This window comes from Verrucomicrobiia bacterium (genome assembly GCA_035577545.1).
Taxonomy (GTDB): Bacteria; Verrucomicrobiota; Verrucomicrobiia; order Palsa-1439; family Palsa-1439; genus Palsa-1439.
The window spans coordinates 59,476-76,821 of the sequence record DATLVI010000009.1 but is presented as its reverse complement, the minus strand read 5'-3'; the positions used below and the strand labels follow the sequence as shown (position 1 = coordinate 76,821).

Here is a 17,346-nt window from a genome sequence, read left to right as displayed (position 1 = left end):
GGCGCGGTGCCAACTGCGTCCCCGCCCGAATTTCAACGAATGCAACACTACTTGAGCTCGACCTTGGCGCCGGCCGCTTCGAGCTTCTTCTTGATCTCTTCGGCTTCTTCCTTTGTGGCGCCTTCCTTGACGGTCTTCGGTGCACCCTCGACCAAATCCTTGGCTTCCTTCAAGCCGAGGCTGGTCACCGCGCGCACTTCCTTGATCACGCCAATTTTGTTCGCTCCCGTTTCCTTGAGAACGACATCAAAAGTCGTCTTGGCTTCGGCCACCGGAACCGCTGCGCCGCCGCCCGCCGGGCCTGCCGCCGCGACTGGAGCCGCTGCGCTAACGCCCCATTTCTCTTCGAGCTTCTTCGAGAGCTCCGCGGCTTCAATGACCGTCAGGACGCTCAGTTGTTCAACAATTTGATCCAGATTTGCTGCCATGTTCTTATCTTTCCTTTCGGTATCGTCGCGCTCCAAAGCTTCGGAGCCATTACCCCCGAAAGCCTTCGGGGCGACGAGGAACCATTTGTTTCAACCACTACGCGGGAGCCGCGCCTGCCGTGACTCCCTGTTTATCGGCGTGTGCCTTCAGCACTCGCGCAATTTGACTCGCGGGCGCGCCGAGCACCACCGCGATGCGGGTCGCCGGTGTCTGCAAGAGGCCCACCAACTGCGCCCGCAACACGTCCAACGAAGGCAGATCGGCGACAGCCGAAATCTCGTCCACGCTTAACGCCTTCTTGCCAAGTGACCCAACTTTAAACTTCGGTTTCTCAAATTCCTTGCCAAACTGTTTCAATACCTTTGCCACTGCACCGATATCGGCCTTCTCATTCCCGACAACGACCGCGGTCATGCCGCCAAGGTTCCCATTAAATTCCGGTAATTCGGCGGCCTTCATCGCATGCCGCAGCATGGTGTTCTTCGCCACGTGATACTCCGCCTTCGCGCCGCGCAGCCGCTTCCGCAACTCAGCGAACTGCGCTACCGTCATGCCCTTGTACTCGGTCAAGATGACGAACGGCGAGGAACCGACCTGTTTCTTCAAATCCTCAACAATCAGTTGTTTCTCTGGTCTCATGAAAGTCTTTAACCTCAGCTTAAGCTCGCCGAAAACTCGTGATGATCAATGCTAATTCCCGGGCTCATCGTGCTCGAGAGCGTGCAAGTTTCGATGAAGTGCCCCTTCGCGGTAGGCGGTTTTGCGTGCACGACGGCATTGATAACCGCCTTCGCATTCTCTTCAATCGCCTTGTCTTCGAAGGAAAGCTTGCCAAACGAGACGTGCAAGTTGGCGGCCTTGTCCATCTTGAACTCCACGCGGCCGGCTTTCACTTCCTTGACGGCTTTCGCCGTGTCTTCCGTAACGGTCCCGGTTTTCGGGTTCGGCATCAGCCCTCTGGGGCCAAGGGCCTTGCCAAGCTTGCGAACTTCCTGCATCGCTTCCGGGGTCGCCACCGCCACATCAAAATCGGTCCAACCTTCCTGGCACTTCTTGACGAGATCTTCCATGCCCACGAAGTCCGCTCCAGCGTCCTTGGCCGCCTGCGCCGCCGCACCCTTCGCGAAAACAACGACGCGGACCTTCTTGCCGCTGCCATGCGGGAGCGCCACGGTTCCGCGAACCATCTGGTCACTCTGCTTGGGATCGACACCCAACTTGAACGCCAGTTCAATCGTCTCGTCAAATTTCGGCTTGGGCAATTTTTTGAGAAGCTCGACCGCTTCGCCAATCTTATAATGGCGCTTCGAATCGACCTGCTTGACTGCCTCGTTATAGCGTTTGCCGTGTGTTGCCATAGAAACCTCGAAATGCCTTAGTCCACTACGTCGATGCCCATGCTGCGCGCAGTCCCCGCGATCACGCGACAGGCGGCGTCCTCGCTACGCGAGTTTAGATCCGCCATCTTGGCCTTCGCGATCTCCAGAACCTGCTTGCGGGTCACCTTGCCGACTTTATTGCGGTTCGGCTCGGCGCTGGCCGTCGCAATGCCCGCGGCTTTTTTCAACAGCGCACTGGCGGGTGGCGACTTGGTAATGAATGTGAAAGTCTTGTCCTTATAGACGGTAATGATGACGGGAACGATCGTTCCCGCGATCTTCTGGGTCGCCGCATTGAACTGTTTGCAGAACTCCATGATATTCACGCCCTGCTGACCGAGCGCCGGGCCTACGGGCGGCGCCGGGTTTGCCTGCCCCGCCGGAATCTGCAACTTGATCATGCCTGTGATTGGTTTGCCTGCCATATTCCCTCGCTACGAGCGTTCCACCTGCCAGTACTCCAACTCAACCGGTGTCGAACGCCCGAAAATTGAAACTGAAATCTTCAACTTACCGCGGTCGGGATCGATCTCGTCGATCACGCCCGTGAAGTTTTGAAACGGTCCATCGTTCACCTTGACCGTTTCACCCTTCTCGAAGGCAACCTTGGGGGCCACCTTTTCCTGACGCTCCTCAATCTGCGCCAAAATGCTATCAACTTCATCCGGTTTCAACGGCACCGGACGCTCCCCGCCGATGAATCCAATGATCCCCGGTGTTTCGCGAACGAAATACCACGGACGGTCGAGCAACTGGTTCTTTTCATCCAGTAATTTCATATGTACCAGGATGTAACCTGGGTAAAACTTCCGTGTACTGGTCGTCTTCTTGCCCTTCTTGACTTCGGCCACTTTCTCCGTGGGGATCAGCACCTCTTTAATCAAGTCGGCCATTTCCTCGATTTTGATGCGTTTTTCGATACTGTCCTTCACCTTCTGCTCTTGGCCAGAGAGAGTGTGGAGCACGAACCACTGAAATTCTGATTTTATCGTGGATTCCATCTCGTTTCTTTCGTTAGGCCTTGGTCAGGAAGGCGATAACCCTTAGGAACACCAAATCCGCCAGCGCGACAAATACACCCAAAATCAACACCGTGACGATCACGACCAGCGTCGAATCGATTAGCTCTTTCCGCGTCGGCCATGACGACTTCTTCAATTCGGCCGTGACCTCGACCAGGAAGTCCCGCACTCTGAGAAATGGGTTTGTCATGTGTTACTATTCTCTGCCGCCTCCACGCCACCGTGACCCGACCAACCCGCCTCCAAAGACGCGAGCCTGATTTCATCGAAGCTGGCACGCCAGGAGGGACTTGAACCCCCAACCTACGGTTTTGGAGACCGTCGCTCTGCCAATTGAGCTACTGGCGTATCCGTACTGCGGTCTCGTCCGCCTCGAACCTCCATCCACGCCTATTTGGTTTCGCGATGGGCGATGTGCTTGCCGCACCGGGGACAAAACTTGCGCAACTCCAGTCGTTCGGAACCCTGGGCCTTTTTGTTCCGCGTCGACGTGTAGTTGCGGCTCTTGCACTCGGTGCAGGCCATCGTGATCAACTCTCTCGGCATTTTGCGTCAGCTCCTGAATCCTCGTTCTTATTCCACAATCTCGGTCACGCGTCCGGCCCCGACCGTGCGGCCGCCCTCACGAATGGCGAAGCGCATCGTCTTCTCCATCGCAATCGGCGTGATCAATTCGATTTCCATCTGGACATTGTCGCCCGGCATGACCATTTCGACACCCGCCGGCAATTTCGCCACACCCGTGACGTCCGTGGTGCGGAAGTAGAACTGCGGACGATAGCCATTGAAGAACGGTGTGTGACGACCGCCCTCTTCCTTGCTGAGAACGTACACTTCCGCCTTAAACTTCTTGTGCGGCTTGATCGAACCGGGCTTGGCCAGCACTTGACCGCGCTCGATGCCTTCCTTTTCAATGCCGCGCAGCAGCAGGCCGACATTGTCGCCCGCTTCCGCCTGGTCCAGAATCTTGCGGAACATTTCCACGCCGGTCACAACCGTCTTCGCCGTGTCACGCAACCCGACGATCTCAACCTCTTCTCCGACCTTGACCGTGCCGCGCTCGACACGACCGGTAGCCACCGTGCCGCGGCCCGTGATCGAAAACACGTCTTCAACGGGCATCAGGAATGGCTTATCGATTTCGCGGGTCGGTTGCGGGATGAAATCATCAACCGCCTTGACCAGCTCCAAAAGCTGTTTCTCGGCCTCGGCATCGCCATTCAACGCTTTCGAAGCGCTGACGCGAACCACCGGCACTTTGTCCCCCGGGAATTGATACGCGGAGAGAAGTTCACGCACTTCGAGTTCGACGAGATCCAGCAGTTCCGCATCATCGACAAGATCCACCTTGTTCAACGCCACGACTATCGCGGGCACGCCGACCTGGCGGGCCAGTAGAATGTGTTCACGCGTTTGCGGCATCGGACCGTCTGCAGCGCTAACGACGAGGATCGCGCCGTCCATCTGCGCGGCACCGGTAATCATGTTCTTGACGTAATCCGCGTGGCCCGGACAGTCGACGTGCGCGTAGTGGCGCTTCTCGCTCTCGTATTCGACGTGTGCAGCGGCGATTGTAACGGTCTTTGTTTCATCCCGCACCGTACCGCCCTTGGCGATGTCTGCGTAGCTCTTGATTTCAGCCTTGCCTGTCTTGCTCAACACCGCGAGCAATGCTGCCGTCAACGTGGTCTTACCATGGTCGATGTGACCGATCGTTCCGACGTTGGCATGCGGCTTTGTGCGTTCAAATTTTCCTTTGGCCATGGTCTCCTCCTGTCTGCTTACCTAATTTATGATCTACTCTGAACTCGTCCTGCTCAATTCCCAACTGGCACCGGTACCATATAATACTGGAGCCCACGATCGGGTTTGAACCGATGACCTCGTCCTTACCAAGGACGTGCTCTACCAACTGAGCTACGTGGGCCGCATTTTTTCAAGATTGTCTCGCACATCCATTTTTCAAGAGGCACCCTGAAATCCCCCGGCGAAAACACTCTAGACACAAAAAGACGTAAAAACCCGTCCCCTTCTGTTTCCTTAATCTTCCCTTCTTCAAGGAAACAGTCGGCGGGTTCTACGACGCCGTGTTAACTTGCCTTACTATTTTTCGTTATCGCCCCAACTAGCGGGTGATACGCACTATAGCCGAATCCGAATATGTGTCAACACCTCTCTTTGAGAATTCTGACCCTGTCTGGCATGATCAAATTCGGGTGCCCGCGGGTATGACGGCGTTCTTGGGAATAATGACGATTCCGTCGCGAATGCAATAGTTCGGGCCGTCGAAATCCGGGCTCTTGCTTTTGTCCGTAATTACCACGCCTTCACCGATATGGACGTTCTTGTCGATGATGGCTCGCTCGATTCTTGACCCGCGCCCAATGCTCATATGCGGAATGCCCATCGCATCTTCCTCGAGCATTTCATGCTGGGTCTCATAAAAGTCACACCCCATGATGATTGTATCGCGCAATTCGCAGTCGGCCCCAATGAACGAGCGAACACCGATGACCGTGTTCTCAATTCGGGAACGCAGGATGACGCACCCATCCGCGATCAGCGCCGTGCGAATGTCGCTCTCCACCACTTTCGACGCCGGCAGAAATCGCGCATGCGTGTAGACGGGCGCGTCGCGATCGAAGAAATTGAACGACGGTTTCAAGGAGCACACGGCAAGGTTCGCGTCAAAGAACGAACGAATGGTTCCCACGTCCTGCCAATACCCCTGGAAGATGTAGGCCGAGACGCGATAACGGCCGATGGCGTCGGGAATAATGTGTTTGCCAAAGTCCGTCGTATCATTGTCCAATACCTTGCGAAGAATGTCCCGGTTGAAGACGTAAATGCCCATCGACGCGAGATAGTGGTCATCACTACTCGTGATGCGGACGTGTGAAAGGAGTGGATCCTGGATTTTCAGGTCATCCAGCAATGTTTCGTCCTTCGGTTTTTCCACGAAACGCACGATCCGCCTTTCCTCATTCACCTGCAGAATGCCCAGCCCGGTCGCTTCACATCGTGTTACGGGCTTCGCGGCAATCGTGATGTCTGCATAGCTCTCCAGATGCTGCTGGAGGACCTTCCGAAAATCCATGCGGTACAACTGGTCGCCGGACAGGATCACGATGTACTCATAATCGTGCTCCAGGAAGTACCGCAGATTCTGACGCACAGCGTCGGCCGTCCCCTGGTACCAGCTCGATCCGCCGGTCGTCTGCTGTGCGGCGAGGATCTCCACAAATCCGCGTGAGAACCGGTCGAACGCGTAGCTTTGATGAATATGCCGGTGCAGCGATGCGGAGTTGAACTGCGTGAGAATGTAAATGTGACGGATGTTCGAGTTGATGCAATTGCTGATCGGAATATCCACCAGCCGATACTTGCCTGCGATCGGTACGGCGGGTTTCGAACGTTCCTTGGTCAACGGAAAAAGTCGACGACCCTCTCCCCCACCCATAATAACACCGAGAACATTGGTGGGGCTAACTGGTCTGAGTCCGAGAGGGGCCATGGCGCGATACTAGTCAAAGCGCCATCATCGCGTCAATTGACAATCTGCTGAACTTGGATACAGTAACCAGCGTCGGCGGTAAAAAAACAAACGCGATTCGAAGTCCACGCAATTGTGATTCGCCATCGCCGCCGATGCCCGGATGTTTCGGGCGGTTGAATCATCGTCGCGCGACTTCAGACAAGGACCGTCCCATGTGTGGCATTATCGGCTACATTGGCAAGAAACCCGCCCAGAATGTCATCCTCGAAGGGCTGCGCCGTCTCGAATACCGCGGTTACGACTCGGCGGGCCTGTGCATCATCAATAGCAAGGGAGCTTTCGAGCTTCGTAAGAAGAGCGGCCGCATTAACGATCTCGCTGCCGTCCTCGCCAAACAACCCGCCAAGGGTGACACGGGCATTGGCCACACCCGCTGGGCGACGCATGGACCACCAACCGACGCCAATGCCCACCCGCACCTCGATCAATCCGGCAAGATTGCGCTCGTTCACAACGGTGTGATCGAGAACCACCAGCTCCTTAAGGAACGGCTTCTCGCCAGAGGCCACCAGTTCACCTCGCAGACCGATACCGAGGTGCTCGCCCACCTGGTCGGCGAGCATTATGAGAAAGTCCACGCGGACAACCCCGGCACCGACGGTGCTGCGTTCACCGAAGCCGTTCGCCTCGCCCTCAAGGATGTCGTGGGCACGTATGGCATCGCCGTCGTCCATGCAGACCACCCCGGCCAAATCGTCGGAGCGCGCCGTGGAAGTCCGCTCCTCCTCGGCGTCGGACGGGACGAGAATTTCCTCGCCAGCGACGTTAGCGCCATCATCGCCCACACACGCCGCGTGGTGTACCTGAACGACTTCGAAATCGTCGCGCTTTCACGCGATGACTTTCAGGTCTCCACAATCGAGGCCACGACTGTCAGCCCGCAAATTCGCGAAGTGGAATTCGCCGCAGAAGAGGTCGAACGCGGAAAGTTCCCACACTTCATGCTCAAGGAAATCTACGAGCAGCCGCAGGCCGTGCAAAACGCCATCCGCGGTCGCATTAGCCACGACGAAGCAACCGCCCGCCTTGGTGGATTGAACCTCGCTCCGGGAGAATTACGCGCGGTTGACCGCGTCATCTACATCGCCTGCGGCTCCGCGCTGCACGCCGGCATGGTCGGTGAATACTTGATGGAAGACCTTGCGCGCGTTCCAACCGAGTGCGATTACGCGAGTGAATTCCGCTACCGCAACGCGCCAGTCGAGAAGCACACGCTGGTGTTCGCCATCAGCCAATCGGGCGAGACGATCGATACGCTGGCCGCCGTGCGGGAATCGCGGCGCAAGGGCCACAAAACGCTCGGGATTGTCAACGTCGTCGGCTCGACCATCGCCCGTGAAGTTGACGGCGGCACCTACATGCACGCAGGGCCGGAAATCGGCGTGGCGGCGACCAAGACATTCACATCGCAGATCACGACCATGACGCTGCTGGCGGTGCTGATGGGCCGCATGCGTCATCTCGCGTCCACTCGCGGCACGGAAATCCTCCGCGGGCTGGAGGAAATCCCGTCGAAAATGGAACGCGTGCTCAAGCAGAGCGACGCGATCGCGACCATCGCCAAAAAGTACTGCGACGCCAACAGCTTTTTGTTCCTGGCGCGGCAGATCAACTTTCCCATCGCACTGGAGGGCGCGTTGAAGCTCAAGGAGATTTCCTACATCCACGCCGAGGGCTATCCCGCGGCGGAGATGAAACATGGCCCCATCGCCCTCGTCGATCCCCGCACGCCGTCGGTCTTCCTCTGTCCGAAGAACTCGGTCTACGAGAAAGTCATGGCCAACATCGAGGAAGTGAAAGCGCGCAAGGGCCCGGTGATCGTCGTGGCGACCGAAGGCGATGAGAATATCCACAAGCGAGCCAACGATGTGATTTACATTCCCGATACGCTGGAATGTCTGGAGCCCCTGCTCACTGTCCTGCCATTGCAACTGCTCGCCTACCACATCGCCGTCCTCCGTGGGTGCGACGTGGACAAACCGCGGAACCTGGCCAAGAGCGTAACGGTCGAATAGCCGTCGTCGCTAGAAAACGGGCAAATCTGGCTAGATGACCGGCGGCACGGGCGTGTGAACAGCCCAAGTGGCGATGGGACTGGGCTTGCCGCAGTTCAGGCAGTTGGTCGCGGCGAACTGCAACCCACAATGCGGACAGGTGGCCTGCGAGACAAACGTGTCGAAAGGTTTCCGGCAACGACCGCACAGCCAGAACTCACCAGCTGGTGGCGCGGCCCTGCAGATAGGACAGGCGAAATCGTGATGATGAGGCGCGTTCTCCAATTCCCTCATGGCCCGAGCCATCTTCCAGCCGCGGATGCAGTTCATTAAAATGAAGGTCGCCATTAGCCCTATCCACAAAGAGTGCGCTTGCATGGCTTTGAGGATTACGCCTGCTACTCCGACAAATCCAACGAAGCACGCAACCGTCAAGCTGCGGGCGCGACCAAGGCCAAACCACAAAAGCGACCGCAAGATCTGGCCTCCATCGAGTGGGTAAATTGGTAGCAGGTTGAAGCCGAGGATGAGGAGATTAATCGCCCAGACGTGGAATACCAGCGTATATAAATTCGGCATCGCTTCCGGCCAAGCGGCCGCGCGGCTGATCAACCAGGTTGGAGTCAGCACGAAGAGTAGTACCACGTTCACAAGCGGCCCCGCCGCAATACTCCACAACATTGCCCCCGGCCGGGGTGGCGGATCCACATAGGCCACGCCGCCGAGCGGCCACAGCACGATCTGGTTGGCCTGCCCACCCACCTGACGACAGGCCAGCGCGTGACCAAACTCGTGCATCGTCACGATCACAAACAAAGCCAGGTACTCCAACGCGTTCCAACCCAATGAAGAGTAATCTCCCTTCTGCGCCTGAATTTCATACGCGGCCACCAGAAACCACGACCAATGCAGGTACACATCAATCCCGGCGATGCGAAAAAGACGGACGGAGCCTTGTTTGGTGGGTAACATTTGCCTCACATATCACACGCCTCAAAGCAAACACAAGTGATTTGGTGTGGTCATCGCTCCTGACGGGTGCGGTTTCCGGCATTCCGATTGAATGGACACGCAAACTCCGGTAGCATCCGGGCATGAGCGATCGTCGCCCCCTTTCGAAAGTCCAATGGGTTCTGGTCATTGTGGCGGTTCTCGCGATCCTCTTCAGTCTCGGGAAATGTTCTACTTCCACTACGTCTCCGTCGCATTCCGTTTTTAGCTCGCCAGCCGTGAAGAGCACGTCCCCGTGGCGACAAATCAGCGCCGAGCAGCACGAAAAGATGAAGGTTCTTCTCGCTCCTTACGCTGGCTCCAGAATCGCGATGGTCACCGTTGTTGGCGATGAAGAAAGCCAGGCTTTCGGCTCACAGTTGGACGCCATCTTCCGGGAAGCGGGATGGCAGACCGAGGTTCAGGCCGCCCCGTCTGCCGGGCCCATGCCGAGTGTTTTTCTCAGGGTGCCGAGGTCACACATACCGGAATCCAAGGTGACCGAGTTCTCCCATTCCGCGACTGATGTGACGCTTACGGTCGCCGATCTTCCACCGTCGGATCTCGCCGTCCTTAAAGCCTTCCGTGTTCTCGGCATGGATTGTCCTTTGGAGACCATGGATATTCCGAAGGAGTACGTAGAAGTCAGGATTGGCACCCGACCCTAGACGGTCCGCTGTCTGAGCCACCGTAAGTCGGCCCTGAAGAGAATTCTGTCGCGTCCTGAAATGGTACCGACGGAGGGAATCGAACCCACACGCCCTTGCGGGCACTGGATTTTGAGTCCAGCGCGTCTGCCAGTTCCGCCACGTCGGCAATTTAGAACATGGACAGATTAGCGGCTTGTGCGGTGTCCGTCAACAATTCACGGAAAACCGGCACCACTAGGAGGACGGGCCGAGGTCGAGGTGTTGCGGAGGATTCGGCGGAAGTTTCCAGACGATCTCGCCGTGGTCGGTTGCGGTGTGCATCTGGTTGGCCAAGGTGATCCCCGCGTTGTAGGTCTTCTCGAATTCGGCGAAATTCTTCGCGGCGATGTGTTGGTCGAGCGGGTCGAGAATCTTCTTCGTGTAGTTCTCGACCATGCCCTTGTACTTTGGGCGGGTCAGGTTGCCCTTCTTGAACAGGCTGCGGACGCCGCGCAACTGATAGGCCGCCAACTCCCAATTGCCGCCCTTCGCCGCATAGTACGCAATCCAGTAACGGTCGCTCACGTCGCGCATGAGCGTGCCGAGTCCCGGCTGCAGTTCCGCGATCTGGTCCAGAGTCAACTCGCCGTGCTTGGTCCGTCCAACAATTGGTTTCTCGTCCGCCATACTCAACTGTGTAGTCCGCGCTCCCCGACAAATCAATGCAAAACAAAACCCCGACACCTGCGTGTCGGGGTTCGTCACTTTTAAACGGCTGGGTCTAGGTCGCTTTGTCGGTCTTCGAACCCGTGGATTTCATGTAGGGGCACTCGCCGCTGGCCTTGGCCTTGCAGCTGTGGGCTCCCCACTGGGCCAACTGGTCGGGCGAGAGGATTTTCTCCAGGCCGCCGTTGAACATCGCGTGGAATTCCGATGTCGAGGTCGCCTTGAGACACTCCTGTTTCAAAACGTCGATTCTCGCCTTCTGGCCGTCCGTCAGGTTCAGCTTGCTGAACATGTCGCCACAGGCCGAGCCCTTCGCGCTGCTCTTCGACATGCCTCCGCAACAACCTTCTCCCGCAAACACCGATGCCGCGCTGAGCGCGACGACTGCTGCTACCGTGAATGCTAAAAACTTTCGCATGTGTTCTCCTCTTGTTGGTTGCCAGATTGGACGCAATACTACCATCGTTTGTTCAATCCGTGGACTCATTTCTTCGCCATCAGTGCGTTCAGGACGCGCTCAGGTGTGAATGGCGCTTTCAGCATCCGTACGCCGCACGCATCGTAAATCGCATTCGCCACTGCGGGTAGCGGGCCGTTGATTCCGATTTCGGCGATGCTTTTCGCGCCGAAGGGGCCGGTGGGTTCGTAGGTCTCGACGAGTATCGTGCGGATCTTGGGCGCATCCACCGTTGTGAACAGTCGGTAATCGAAGAAGCTCGGGTTGAGCATGCGGCCGCGCTCATCAAACACCATCTCCTCGCACAGCGCGTAGCTCAGGCCGTTCAAGGCCGCGCCTTCCATCTGGCCTTCTGCGAGTTTCGGGTTGATCGCCACGCCGCAGTCCACGGCGCAGACGTAATCGAGCACGCGCACTTTGCCCGTCTCCGTGTCCACTTCGACTTCCGCAAAATGCGCGGCGAACGGCGGCGGCGAGACGTAGGAGATATGCGACGCTTCGCCTTCGATCTGGAACTGGTTCTGGCCGTACAGCGAGCGGTTGATGATGTTGGTGTAGGGCACTTCCTTGCCCGACTTGCTGATGACCTTCGCCTTTTCGCACCGCAAGTTCGCGACGTCCTCCTTCAACATCTCGGCGGCAACCTTGAGGATCTTGTCGCGGCAGGCTTCCGCCGCTTTCTTGACCGCCCCACCGGACACGTACGTGGTGCTCGACGCATACGCACCCTTGTCGAACGGCGTCATGTCGGTATCGGACGAGTAGGTTTGAATCTTATCGACGGTGACACCCAGAACTTGCCCCGCGATCTGTGCGAGCACGGTATCGCTGCCGGTGCCGAGGTCGGTTGCGCCCATCAACAGGTTGAACGAACCATCCTCGTTCATCTTGATGCGCGCCGACGCCATGTCGATGCCCGCGATGCCGGAGCCTTGCATCAAACAGGCCAGGCCGATGCCGCGTTTGACGCGTGCGTTCGGGTCGCGCTTGGCGTACATGCGATGCTTCTCTTTCCAGCCAATGGCCGCCGCGGCACGGTCAATGCATTCATCCAGGCCGCAGCTTTCGATGGGGTTTTCGTGTCCTTCCTTCCCCTCGCCCAACGCACTGAAAACAGGATTGGTCTCGCCCTTCTGGATGTGGTTCTTCTTGCGCAGTTCAATCGGGTCGATGTTCAACTTCTCGGCGATGATGTCCATCATCTGCTCGATGGCGAACGCCCCTTGTGTCGCGCCGTACCCGCGGTACGCGCCGGTGACCGGCGTGTTCGTGTACACCGAGTCGCCCCAGAACCGCACATTCTTGCAACGATAAAACGGCAACGTCTTGCTGCCAACGTTCGTGAGCAGCGTCAGCGAATGCGTTCCATATCCGCCCGTCCAACTCGTCACGCGCTGGTCCATTGCGGTGAACGTGCCGTCCTTCTTCACGCCGATGGTCATTTTGACGATCGACGGATCGCGGGTGCGGCTGGCAATGAATTCCTCGCGACGTGTCATTTCGATCTTCACGGGCCGACGCGTGCGCACCGTGATCAGCGCGCACAAATCTTCGAGGATGATCTCCTGCTTCGCGCCGAACCCGCCGCCGATGCGCGGCTTGATGACGCGGATTTGGTTGACGGGAATCTGCAGGCATTGCGCCACGATGCGGCGGCAATGCCACGGCACTTGCGTCGCCGTGCGTAACACGATGCGATGGTTCTCGTCGAGATAGCCGATGCAGATGTGCGGTTCGAGCGGACAATGTTGCGCGTATTGCGTCTCGAACTCCTCCTCGACGACGAAGTCCGCTTCCTTCAATCCCTGATCGACCTTACCGATCTCGACGTCGTAATGCGCCGCGATGTTGTGCTTGCGGTCGTGAATTCCGTCGGCATCCGGTTCATCATGAATGACCGGCGCGCCTTCCTTCACCGCCTCGCGCACATCGAACACCGCCGGTAACACTTCATACTTTACGTTGATGAGCTTCAGGGCCTGCTCGGCGATCTCGGCGGTGTCAGCGGCAACGCAGGCCACGCGGTCACCGACAAATCGTACCTTCGTATCGAACATGAACGCATCATACGGTGACGGCTCCGGATACCCCTGCCCCGCCGTCGTATGCGGCACGCGCGGTACGTTCTTGTACGTCAATATGATCACCACGCCCGGCAATTTCTCCGCCTCCTCCGTGTCGATCTCGAGAATGCGCGCGTGCGCATGCGGACTCCCCAGGATCTTCGCATGCAGCATGTTCTTCAGGAAAATGTCGTCGGTAAACTTCGCAGACCCCGTGACGAGCCCGATCCCGTCCACGCGCCACGGACTCGTCCCGACGGATTCTTTTTCAAAGGGAAGTACCGATGCTTCCTTCATGACTTTGCTCCTGCGGCATTGCGCATTTCGGCGGCCGCGGTGAGGACGGCGGCGATTGGCTTGACGTAGCCGGTGCAGCGGCAGATGACGCCGGAAAGGGCTTCGCGGACGTCGGCATCGGTCGGGGTCGGGTTTTCGTCGAGCAATTCTTTCGCGGAGAGGATCAGACCGGGGGTGCAGAAACCGCATTGCGCTCCACCCTCATCAAGGAACGCCTTCTGCAGAGGATGGAGCGTCCCGTCTTTTGCGGACAGGCCCTCGATGGTCCCGATCGTCTTGTTCTCGCAATGCTTGGCGAGCACGACGCAGGAGTTGACCGTCCGCCCGTTCAGCAAGACGGCGCAAATACCGCAGTCGCCGTTCGAGCAGCCAACTTTCACACCCGAATAACCCTCGCGCCGCAAAATGTCGAGCAGCGTGTCCGTCGGCTGACACGGGAAATCTTTTGATTCGTTGTTAACGGTGACGTGTAAGCTCACAGTGACCTCCCTTTGGCAAATTGATACGCTTCCGCAAGAGCGCGACGCACCAGCACGCCGCAGATTTGCTTGCGATACTGCGCGCTGCCGCGAACGTCGGACACCGGCTGAATCAAATCGGCGGCCTTCGCGCTGACGGATTCCACCAGCGCGGCGTCGAGCGGCTTGTCGGTCAACTCTTGCTCCAGCGCAGTCAAGCGCACAGGGGCGGGTAAACCGCCGCCCACGGCGATGCGCGCTTCGCTGCATTTCTTTCCGGTCATCTTCAAGACCGCGACTACATTCAAAATCGCCACCGCGTCGCCGTCGGTCAGGGCTACGCGCTGCAGCGACGCGCCAACGTCGCCGCTCGGCAGTTTGGCGGAGAAATCCACCGCGATTTCCGAATTACTCAAGATTGCCCGGTTCTCTTTGCTGAAGAAGCTGGCCAACGGCACGACGCGTTTCTGTTTTCCCTGCACCGTCACTTGCGTGTCCAGCGCCAGCAGGGCCGTGAGCAAATCGAAAAAGGTCGCGTACCCGAACAGCACATCCTGCAGGGTCGTCATGTTGCGCTGGATTCTCGTGGAATAGGCCTGCGCCGCCTTTGGCAACAGACCATTGAGCGCCTCGGTCAACTCTTTCGAGGCCACGATTTGCTGGAAGGTCGCCGCGCCGCCGATGGCGAGCTTTTTGCCTTCGACCTTCACATAATTGAGGTCGACCGCCGAAATGTCCACCAAGCAGGTCGCTGCTCTCAACTTGCTGGAGATAAGGTGAAACGCGCCTGTCACTGGGACGGGGACCTGCCCGTCATTCTTCATCAGCTTCTTCAGAGCGTCACGAAGCGAGGTGGCGTGGTAATATTCTTGGACATTCGCAAACATTTGATTTCCTTACGCTAAAGGCCGCGACCCTGACACGTACCAGCCTACACGTGAGGCCTTTTCTTGACCAGAGATTTCTTGGGCAGTGCGTGGGCCAACATGCGTTACGGAGATGGCATGATCGTCACGAAGCCGCTATCGTTCGTTCCCAGAAAGAGGCCTCCGCCGAAATGATTCGTTTGCACCAATTGCCCGGTAAAGACAATGGGAGACTTGTTGATAGCGGTATCGACGAAGTTGCCGCTAAACAGCCCGGTCTGCGGTACCACAAATAACGCCAGCTTCTCACTGCCGGGCGACGAGACTGTGACATTCCCGAAAGCATCGACGACCACTGTCTTTACGATGTTGCTCACAAGGTTGCCCCCGCCCAACGTGACCACGTTGGTACCCGCGACCGACAGACCCGCGGAGTTGGTCGACGAATTCGGCTTGAGGTACAATCCGCCCGCCAGGGAGACCAACGTCGTGAATCCGCCCGAGTAGAAGCGGTCCCCTGGCACCGGCGGTTTCTGCCAGTCGAGTGCGGCGTCGATCACATTGGTGCCAGTAAAGGCAATCCGCCCAAGGGAGAACCCTTTCTTGGAATAGAGCAACTCATAGAACGGCCATGAACCAAGCAATGATATTGGAGCGGTGCCTGAAATCTTCGTCCCATCGCCAAGCACGCCCCGTAGGCTGCCCTTGCCGGTTTTTGATATCGTCAATGTCCCATAGCCATATCCCTGGGGGAAATTCGTATCGGTGGTATCAACTGGCGGCACGACGAAAGTAAACTTCCCCGCGAACGGGCAGCGGAAGTTTTTACCGAACCCACCCAGATCAGCCAGCAGCTGAGACGTGAACACACCATCCGACACGGTGCCGATGACTTGATTGGTCCCGCCAGCCTCACTCAACTGCATGATGAGTTGAAGCGAGTTCAGGTTTTTGCGCGCGATCGTATTCGTCGTATTCCCTGTCCCATCGAACTGGCCCTTGAAGGCGGAGAGCACGCCGCCGATCGTCAGCTTTGCCGTATAAGAACCCGTGGCAGTGAGGGAGAGCGTAATCGAACCTGAACTGTCAAACGTTGGCGCGTTGGTCTGGACCGCGAGGCCGTTGTACGTCCCGGCCGGGAAAATCCCAAACCGGAATACGGTGCCGTGGAGCTTTGCGCCCCCGAAGGCTGTCGTCCCGTAAAAGAAGGCGTCGTCGCCCTGGATCAGCCCGGCGTAGGGAAACGCGCCATCCGTACCACCGTTGAAGCTGTAGAGCGACGTGAACACGCTGTTGGACGTGACCTGGTACACGGTCCCGAATCGGTTCCCTCCACCCAGGGTCATCCCGTAAAAAAAGCTGTCGCGTCCCTGAACAAGCACGCCCCGTGAGTCTTTCCCTTCGCCGGCGGCAAAATTATGCAGCGTCGTCAGCGTGCCAGCCGTAGTGATCTTGAAGACGGTGCCATCGCCGCGCGGCCCGTCCGAGGTTGTTCCGTAGAAAAGGCCGTCGCTACCCTGGATAAGTTGCGCTTCTGGAAAATCCCCATTCGTGTTGTCGGCAAACTGAAACAAGGTGGTCAACGTTCCGGCCGGGGTAATCTGGAACACCGTGCCGTGGTCATTCGTCCCGCCGAAGAAAGTTGTGCCGTAGAAATTGCTGTCGCTACCTTGCGCCAGACCCGCCGCAGGCCTGCCGCCGTCGGTACCGTCAAAGCTGAAAAGCGTCGTGAATGTGCCCACGGAACTGACAGTGAACACACTGCCGGTGCCGTTCACGCCACCCCCGGTGGTGGTCCCGTAGAAAAGTCCGTCGTTCCCCTCTACCAGTTTGATATCGGGGACACCGCCGTCGATGCCGCCGGTAAAAGTGTAGAGCGTGGTAAACACGCCATTTGAGTCGACCTGATAAATCGTGCCAAAGCCGTTCGTCCCGCAGCCGGAGGCCGTCCCATAGAAGAATCCGTTACTGCCCTGGATCACTCCCGCGCGCGGGCTACAACCGTCGGAGCCGCCCGTAAAGCTGTAGATCGTGGTCAACGCGCCCGCCGTCGTGATTTTGAAGACGGTCCCGGTGTTGTGAGCCCCGCCTTCCCCGGTTGTCCCATAAAGCAGTCCGTCGTTGCCCTTCACCAGCTCGGACTGCGGTAAGCCGCCGTCAGGTCCGGAGAACTTAAAGATGGTTTCAGGCGTGATCTGGGTCGCCAAGGCACCCGCTCCCGCCATGCCCAGCACGATAATTGCAGCCAAAATCCGGAAGCTTTTTAGCACGACACGTTTTCCTCTCAATTCTCTCTGGCGCGAGTGGTTGTCCCCGATCAGCAGGTCATCATCGCATAAAATGGCGCCACGACCCACAGGTTCATAGCGGAACGACATCCCAACGTCAATACAGGGAATCTGACATCGTCACTACTCGGACCAAGATGCACCCTGCCACGGCAGCGACCTTGGTCTCACGCTGCCGGTTTTCAGCGGATG

General features: G+C 57.8%; 18 protein-coding genes and 3 tRNA genes. 2 read left to right on the top strand and 19 right to left on the bottom strand.

Annotation, left to right across the window (positions count from 1 at the left end):
• Window positions 1-47: 47 nt before the first annotated feature.
• The 11 genes from rplL to VNL17_02625 all read right to left on the bottom strand — a co-directional run bounded on the left by rplL (window position 48) and on the right by VNL17_02625 (window position 6,344).
• Window positions 48-428 carry a 50S ribosomal protein L7/L12 gene (gene rplL, locus VNL17_02675; protein ID HXI82975.1) on the bottom strand — a complete coding sequence of 127 codons (381 nt, stop codon included), beginning with the start codon at window positions 426-428 and terminating at the stop codon, window positions 48-50.
• A 97-nt stretch (window positions 429-525) separates the two neighbouring features.
• Window positions 526-1,068, bottom strand: a complete 543-nt coding sequence (gene rplJ / locus VNL17_02670; GenBank protein ID HXI82974.1) for a 50S ribosomal protein L10 — start codon at window positions 1,066-1,068, stop codon at window positions 526-528.
• 14 nt (window positions 1,069-1,082) lie between these two features.
• Window positions 1,083-1,787 (bottom strand): 50S ribosomal protein L1, encoded by a 705-nt coding sequence (gene rplA / locus VNL17_02665; protein ID HXI82973.1) that lies wholly within the window; start codon window positions 1,785-1,787, stop codon window positions 1,083-1,085.
• A gap of 17 nt (window positions 1,788-1,804) precedes the next feature.
• Window positions 1,805-2,233, bottom strand: coding sequence for a 50S ribosomal protein L11 (gene rplK / locus VNL17_02660; protein HXI82972.1), 429 nt, complete (start codon window positions 2,231-2,233; stop codon window positions 1,805-1,807).
• Window positions 2,234-2,242: 9 nt separating this feature from the next.
• Entirely contained in the window at window positions 2,243-2,809 is a 567-nt protein-coding gene (gene nusG, locus VNL17_02655) for a transcription termination/antitermination protein NusG (GenBank protein ID HXI82971.1), read from the bottom strand.
• A gap of 13 nt (window positions 2,810-2,822) precedes the next feature.
• A complete protein-coding gene (gene secE, locus VNL17_02650) occupies window positions 2,823-3,020 on the bottom strand; it encodes a preprotein translocase subunit SecE (protein HXI82970.1) in 198 nt (65 codons plus the stop codon).
• Window positions 3,021-3,102: 82 nt separating this feature from the next.
• Window positions 3,103-3,178: transfer RNA gene (locus tag VNL17_02645), tRNA-Trp, on the bottom strand.
• A gap of 42 nt (window positions 3,179-3,220) precedes the next feature.
• On the bottom strand, window positions 3,221-3,376 hold the full coding sequence (gene rpmG, locus VNL17_02640; GenBank protein ID HXI82969.1) for a 50S ribosomal protein L33: 156 nt from the start codon (window positions 3,374-3,376) through the stop codon (window positions 3,221-3,223).
• A 27-nt stretch (window positions 3,377-3,403) separates the two neighbouring features.
• Window positions 3,404-4,594 carry an elongation factor Tu gene (gene tuf / locus VNL17_02635; protein ID HXI82968.1) on the bottom strand — a complete coding sequence of 397 codons (1,191 nt, stop codon included), beginning with the start codon at window positions 4,592-4,594 and terminating at the stop codon, window positions 3,404-3,406.
• An 87-nt stretch (window positions 4,595-4,681) separates the two neighbouring features.
• A tRNA-Thr gene (locus tag VNL17_02630) sits at window positions 4,682-4,757 on the bottom strand.
• A gap of 279 nt (window positions 4,758-5,036) precedes the next feature.
• Window positions 5,037-6,344: a glucose-1-phosphate adenylyltransferase gene (locus VNL17_02625; GenBank protein HXI82967.1), complete on the bottom strand. Its 1,308-nt coding sequence runs from the start codon at window positions 6,342-6,344 to the stop codon at window positions 5,037-5,039.
• A 194-nt stretch (window positions 6,345-6,538) separates the two neighbouring features.
• On the opposite strand from VNL17_02625, the gene glmS reads away from it, so the two are divergent.
• On the top strand, window positions 6,539-8,401 hold the full coding sequence (glmS, locus tag VNL17_02620; protein HXI82966.1) for a glutamine--fructose-6-phosphate transaminase (isomerizing): 1,863 nt from the start codon (window positions 6,539-6,541) through the stop codon (window positions 8,399-8,401).
• 30 nt (window positions 8,402-8,431) lie between these two features.
• Here glmS and VNL17_02615 read toward each other — a convergent pair whose 3' ends face one another.
• Window positions 8,432-9,352, bottom strand: a complete 921-nt coding sequence (locus VNL17_02615; GenBank protein ID HXI82965.1) for a M50 family metallopeptidase — start codon at window positions 9,350-9,352, stop codon at window positions 8,432-8,434.
• A gap of 122 nt (window positions 9,353-9,474) precedes the next feature.
• Between VNL17_02615 and VNL17_02610 the strand changes: the two genes are divergently transcribed.
• Window positions 9,475-10,038 (top strand): hypothetical protein, encoded by a 564-nt coding sequence (locus VNL17_02610; GenBank protein ID HXI82964.1) that lies wholly within the window; start codon window positions 9,475-9,477, stop codon window positions 10,036-10,038.
• Between the two features lie 61 nt (window positions 10,039-10,099).
• Here VNL17_02610 and VNL17_02605 read toward each other — a convergent pair.
• From VNL17_02605 to VNL17_02575, 7 genes are all read right to left on the bottom strand, one after another.
• Window positions 10,100-10,186, bottom strand: a tRNA-Leu gene (locus VNL17_02605).
• A gap of 68 nt (window positions 10,187-10,254) precedes the next feature.
• Window positions 10,255-10,686 carry a hypothetical protein gene (locus VNL17_02600; protein HXI82963.1) on the bottom strand — a complete coding sequence of 144 codons (432 nt, stop codon included), beginning with the start codon at window positions 10,684-10,686 and terminating at the stop codon, window positions 10,255-10,257.
• A 94-nt stretch (window positions 10,687-10,780) separates the two neighbouring features.
• The gene (locus VNL17_02595) at window positions 10,781-11,143 is read right to left on the bottom strand and encodes a hypothetical protein (GenBank protein ID HXI82962.1); all 363 of its coding nucleotides are present in this window, start codon (window positions 11,141-11,143) and stop codon (window positions 10,781-10,783) included.
• Window positions 11,144-11,208: 65 nt separating this feature from the next.
• Window positions 11,209-13,542 carry a molybdopterin cofactor-binding domain-containing protein gene (locus tag VNL17_02590; GenBank protein ID HXI82961.1) on the bottom strand — a complete coding sequence of 778 codons (2,334 nt, stop codon included), beginning with the start codon at window positions 13,540-13,542 and terminating at the stop codon, window positions 11,209-11,211.
• Window positions 13,539-14,021 carry a (2Fe-2S)-binding protein gene (locus VNL17_02585; protein HXI82960.1) on the bottom strand — a complete coding sequence of 161 codons (483 nt, stop codon included), beginning with the start codon at window positions 14,019-14,021 and terminating at the stop codon, window positions 13,539-13,541. The genes VNL17_02590 and VNL17_02585 overlap by 4 nt, the downstream gene beginning before the upstream one ends.
• Entirely contained in the window at window positions 14,018-14,887 is an 870-nt protein-coding gene (locus VNL17_02580; protein ID HXI82959.1) for an FAD binding domain-containing protein, read from the bottom strand. The genes VNL17_02585 and VNL17_02580 overlap by 4 nt, the downstream gene beginning before the upstream one ends.
• A 104-nt stretch (window positions 14,888-14,991) precedes the next feature.
• Complete coding sequence (locus VNL17_02575) at window positions 14,992-17,136, bottom strand: choice-of-anchor tandem repeat GloVer-containing protein (GenBank protein HXI82958.1); 2,145 nt, start codon at window positions 17,134-17,136, stop codon at window positions 14,992-14,994.
• Window positions 17,137-17,346: the final 210 nt, after the last annotated feature.